The organism is Thermogemmatispora aurantia (assembly GCF_008974285.1).
In the GTDB taxonomy this organism is placed as follows: Bacteria; Chloroflexota; Ktedonobacteria; order Ktedonobacterales; family Ktedonobacteraceae; genus Thermogemmatispora; species Thermogemmatispora aurantia.
Genome location: NZ_BKZV01000008.1, coordinates 179,203 through 184,556, shown reverse-complemented (window position 1 = coordinate 184,556; position 5,354 = coordinate 179,203). Strand labels below are relative to the sequence as shown.

The 5,354-nt window shown below is 64.2% G+C and carries 4 protein-coding genes; 2 read left to right on the top strand and 2 right to left on the bottom strand.

Annotated elements, in window-relative coordinates; all coding sequences use genetic code 11:
* Together KTAU_RS19890 and KTAU_RS19885 are read left to right on the top strand one after the other, a co-directional pair.
* Positions 1-379, top strand: a 379-nt coding sequence (locus KTAU_RS19890; protein ID WP_174844080.1) for a glycoside hydrolase family 6 protein, incomplete at its 5' end; no start/stop codon positions are given.
* A 234-nt stretch (positions 380-613) separates the two neighbouring features.
* Positions 614-2,701, top strand: a complete 2,088-nt coding sequence (locus KTAU_RS19885) for a serine/threonine-protein kinase (RefSeq protein ID WP_151730008.1) — start codon at positions 614-616, stop codon at positions 2,699-2,701.
* 114 nt (positions 2,702-2,815) lie between these two features.
* Here the strand turns inward: KTAU_RS19885 and KTAU_RS19880 are convergent, their stop codons facing one another.
* Both KTAU_RS19880 and KTAU_RS19875 read right to left on the bottom strand, forming a co-directional pair.
* Positions 2,816-3,835, bottom strand: a complete 1,020-nt coding sequence (locus KTAU_RS19880) for a hypothetical protein (RefSeq protein ID WP_151730007.1) — start codon at positions 3,833-3,835, stop codon at positions 2,816-2,818.
* A partial coding sequence (locus KTAU_RS19875; protein WP_170293454.1) for a hypothetical protein occupies positions 3,832-5,354 on the bottom strand: 1,523 nt, incomplete at its 5' end. The genes KTAU_RS19880 and KTAU_RS19875, both read right to left, overlap by 4 nt.

Below are 5,354 nucleotides of genomic sequence, written 5' to 3'. Positions count from 1 at the left end.
CCCGACGGGGCCGAGCAGCGCCACGGATGTGAACACGTTCGTGGACCAGACGCGCATTGATCGGCGCTACAGTCGAGGGAACTGGTGCAACCAGCCGGGCGGGATTGGAGCGCGTCCGCAGGCCAACCCGGCGAGTGGTTTTGATGCCTTTGTGTGGATCAAGCCGCCCGGGGAGTCGGATGGCTCCAGCAGCCTGATTCCGCAGGGGCCGAACAACCCGACGGGCAAGGGCTTCGATCGGATGTGTGACCCGACCTACGGGGGCAATTCGATGAACAATAACCAGCCGACGGGGGCGATGCCGAACGCGCCGGTGGCCGGGGCCTGGTTCCAGGCGGGCTTCGACACCCTGGTCCAGAACGCCTATCCGCCCTTCTAGGCCAGTTTCATCGGTCAGCAGGATCTTTGCTCTGGCGGCAAAGCTCCATTACCTGCGCAGCAACCTGGTGCTGTGGCTGAGGGACTAGCCACGGTACCAGGTTTGTTTGGGGACAGATGGCTCGCGCACACTCTAGCCCGCTGCTCGTCCTTTATGATATCCTTATGGCAAGCGGGAGGACAAAGAGGGTTCCACCGCTAGAGAGGCGAGCAGCGCCGCCTAAGCAGAGTAACGATGGCTCCAGCTGCACCGGGTAGCTACACCGGCAAACAACTTGGAAACTACCGTATTGGAGAGCGTTTAGCCAGCGGCAGCTTTGGCGAGGTCTATCTGGCCGAGCATCTGCTGCTGCCCCGTCGTGCGGCGATCAAGTTTCTCAGTAGCGCGCGTGGTGTCTCCGTCAAGGAGCAGCAGGCATTTCTGCAAGAGGCCCGCCTGCTAGAGGCGCTGCGCCATCCTCATATTCTGCCGCTCTACGATGCCGGTTTTGACCGGGACTTTCCCCCTTATCTGGTTGCAGCCTATGCGGCTGGCGGATCGCTGCGTGATCGTCTGCGTCAGCAGCCGGACGGCTTGCCCCTAGAGGAGGCTCTGCAGATTCTGGAGCAGGTGGGGCGGGCCTTAGAGCATGCCCACTCTCAGGAGAAACCGGTGGTCCACCGGGATTTAAAGCCGGAGAATATCCTGTTCGATGCTGTCGGCAGCGCGCTGCTCGCAGATTTCGGGATCGCAGTCGTCCTGGATGCGGCGGCGACGCAGCGCCTCCCGATTGCCGGGACACTGCCGTATATGGCCCCAGAGCAATTTGCAGGAGAGGTCTCGCCAGCCAGCGATCAGTATGCGCTTGGCTGCCTGGCGTATGAACTATTGACCGGCCACAAGCCGTTGACTGTTCCTCCCGGCGGGGGCTGGTTCGCCTGGGCCCAACAGCAGCGCGAGGCCTTGCCGCTCCCTGCGTCGCAGTTTCGTCCGGAGCTACCCATCCATATCGAGCTAGCGGTCCTTAAGGCCCTGATGAAGGAGCCAGGTCAACGCCACGCTTCGGTCGCCGAGTTTTTGTCTGCCCTGCGCACTGCTCCCCACGATCCCGAGCAGTACCGAGAGCTGAAAGCTTGCTGGCTCCAGCGCGCTCGTGAGGAGGCCACCCAAGGCCAGGTTGAAACTGCCTTGCAACGCTACCGGATCGTGGAGCGTATTGATCCTGTCGATCCGCAGCCGTTGCGCGAAAGTACTACGCTGAAGCGAAGTTATCAACAGCCCCCTGCTGTTGCTCAGCCCCTGCCTTCCCCTGCTGCTTCTGCCGCTCCCGCCACGCGGCAGTCATCCTCTATGCCCACTCCCTCTGCGACACCTTTCCTGGCTCAGCCCGTGGAGCTGAAGCCGGCGTCAGCGCTCGCCGGATCAGCCGAGTTGTCTCCTGCTGAGTATCCACCGGCGGCAGGCCGGGAGGCGGTGCAGAGGCGCCAGGAAGAGGAGCGAGTCCGGCTTCGGGCGCAGGCGCGGGCACTGAAGGCGACTGGCGACCAGCTGGCCCGGCAAGGACAGTATGGGGAGGCGCTGCGGAGTTATCTGCAGGCCATGGCCCGCGATCCAGAGCTGCCATTTGACTGGCGCTGGCTGGGTGATACGTGCTGGCAGCTGGCCCATTTCGAGGAGGCGCTCACGGCTTATGAGCAGGCGCTGCGCCAGAACCCGCAGGATAGCTATGCTCAAAGCGGGCGGGCGGCTACGCTCCAGCGGCTTGGCCGGGATACGGAGGCATTGCGGGCCTACGAGCTAGCGCTGGAGGCCGATCCGAGCAATGTGGCTGCCCACTATGGCCGCGGTCTGATTTTGCTAGCGCATGAGGCATATGGGAAGGCGCTGGCGGCTTTCGAACACGCGGTGCAGCTGCAGCCGACCTTTGCCGCGGCGCACTGCGCGCGTGGCGATGCGCTTTATCAGCTGCGTTCGTATCGGGCTGCCCTGGCAGCCTATGAGGAGGCGCTGCGCTATGACCCTGGGTTGGTCGATGCCCGTTATGGTCAGGCGGACACGCTGCTGCAGCTAAGGCGTGAGCGGGAGGCGCGCGAGGCGTATCGGTTGGCGCTGGAGGCCGAGGAAAGGACTGGCCTGGGGAGGCTTTCGCTGCGACGGGCTGACGCGCTTTTTATTGTGGGGCGTTATATTGAGGCATTATCGCTCTATGAGCAGCTTCTCCAGCAGCAGCCCGATGAGCCAGATTTGTATGAGCGTCGTGGCAATGTCCTCAAGAAGCTGGGGCGAGAGCGCGAGGCGCAAGCGGCTTACAGAGAAGCGGACCGGCTGCGGGGCTATGTGTGAGAGAGGACTCGAGCCGGTCCGCTGGCTGGTGGAGGCCAAAGGGGCGCTGGCTTCCCAGCGCTGCGGCATTTCTGTTCCTGGGCCTGTGGCCGTGGCCTGTGAGCGCGCGCCTGCTCAGAGCTGAGGAGAGGAGCGCCGCAGGGTCAGGAAGATGGCGCCTCCCAGCAAAGCCAGGCCAGCGATGCCCAGTGCGGTCCAGATGATGAGGGCATAGTGCTGCCCGCCGAGAAAGGTGTAGACGACAGCTCTGATAGCGCCTCCAACAACCAGAGCGGCACCTCCCAGGACAAAGAAGCGCACGCGCATAGCGATGCCAAAGGTAAACAGACTGAGCGACTCAGCCAGGACGAGAAGTAGAGAAACGAGCTGCTGGTCTGCCTCAGCAGCGACAATGCTCAAGATGAAGGAAGGGATCAGCAGCAAGCAAGCGCCGATCACGATGGCTACGCGCCCTACCCTCTGGCTGCCCCGCGTCTGGCGATCGCGGAGCAGGAAGGGGCTGAGAACGACCAGATAGCTGGCCAGAGGCAAGCAGAGGAGATCGAAGGTCGGTTGCCAGCGCTGCCATATTTCCCAGGTCAAGGCCAGGGTGAACAGGAAGCCTGCAGTATAGCCCATCCAGAGGCGGAAGGCGCGCCGCGGCTGCAGCAGAGCCAGCCAGACCACGAGGAGGCCCAGGACCGTCAGAGCGAGCGCTCCGGTCTGCGTCTGGGTCATGAGATCGAAGTAGATGAGGACGATCATGGCCTGGCCCCCGAGAGCCAGCAGCTGGGCGGGCACGGCGGGGGCCAGCCAGAGAGGTTCTGGCCTGATGAGGCGCCAGGTGAACTGCGATAGGAAAAGCAGGACGCAGACAAGACTGGCCAGAAGCAGCGCCTCGTCGAGCGAGAGGCCGAGCACAGACGGCAACAATGCCAGCAGCCAAGCCAGGAGCGCTGCCGGCAGGACCAAGGTCTCGGGAAGACGCTCGCGGAGCATGACGAGCGCGGCCAAGAACGCGAAGATGGCCAGTTCCAGGAGCCGGGGCCAGGAGCTGCTGAGCAGTCCAGTCATGGTAGCAGCGAGAGCGGCCAGCAGGTACCAGGGCCAGTTCCAGAGCAGGCGACTGAGCCGCGGAAGGGAGTGTTCTCTCATTGTACTTTCTCCTCATGGCTGGGTGCTGGTGTAGAAGGCGCGCCTCGCTGCCCGGAGACACTTTGGTCTGGTCGACGGCGTAGACCCAGCAGGCCCAGCAGGGTAGCGATGGTCCCGATAATCGTGAGGATCTGGTCCCTTGTGAGGAACACCTGCGGGAGCGGGAAGGGAAGCGATAGCTGCTGGAATCCTACAAGCAAGACCAGACCCCAGGCAGTCCAAAGCCCGGTAAGCAGCGTTAGCACAGGCAGGCGCAGGCCCAGGGCCAGGAGCCAGATCAGGAGGCCATAGCCCAGCAGCAGAGCTGAGGCCCCGAGGACGCTGCTCTGCTCCGTCGCGAGAGTGCCAGCGATGCCTACGGCCAGGACGCCGGAGCAGTTCGCGGCCAGGAGCGGGAAAACGTAGGCCCGTAGAGGCCAGTGCCCTTCTAGCGAGGCTCCGCAAGCCAGCCCGATGGTACACAGGAGGCAGAAGAGGGCCAGTCCGGCCATATCTGGCCTGCCCTGCCCTGAGCCAGCACTGAGCTGTACGATGGAGGAGAGAGCCAAGAGCACGCCCAGCCAGCAGACCGCGACCTGGCGCAACAGCAGACCGGAGCCATAGACGAGCAAAGCGGCCAGAGCGGGCCCCCAGGAATCGGCTGCAGGGAGCCCGGTAACTGGCCAGGGGTGTGGGTGGAACAGACCAAGCATGCTCCAGGTCAGGACAACGAACGGCACCCAGGCCAAGGCCCAGGAAGGACGAATGAGCCTGGTCAGCGCTGGTGACCAGCCACTGGTGTTAGAGCGCAGCAGCCGATCTGCGAGGAAGGCTATGGCAAGCGCTCCAATGCCGGCAGGCAGGAGGAGCCAGGTTAACGCTGGCACCCTTGTTATCTCCCCCAGCCCCCACAGGCCGAAGATGCTGATGGCCAGAGAAGCCAGGGGCCAGCGCTCTCCGACGGCGACGACAAAAGCCAGCAGGGTATAGACCAGCAAAAGGATAGCCACGGTAGTCGCGCCGAGGTTCTCCGTTACGAAGGGGAAGGTAGGAGTTGCACAGGCGGCGAAGGCCGCAGTGACGTACCAGGGTGCCCCCAGTCGCAGGCGCAGCCGGCTAGCACTGAGAGTTGACAGGTGCTTCAAGCGCCCCTGCACGAGCTGGCTGGACCCGAGCGCAACGAGCGTGCAGAGCAGAACAAGGACGGGCGGGAGCAGAGCAGGGCCATTGTAGCGCTGAGCAGTGAGCGTAGCCAGCGCGGTGAGCAACGGCACCAGCCAGAGCAGGGCAGGTGTCTGCTCCAGCAGGGCCACGGCAGTGGCCAGGCCAGCGCAAGCCAGGAGGACGTACGGTCCCAGCTGGGCAAGGGCAGGCAGACTGGTGGCCCATAACTGCGGGTCGAGGAGGGCGAAGCTGGTGGCGCCGATACTGACCAGGCCCGCCGTGTACCAGGGCAGCGTCCAGCGCCAGCGCCCCCCTGCGACCTGGGGGCGGCGGCGCTGCCGGGCACGCAGCCCCAGGCCCGCCAAGGCCGAGAGCG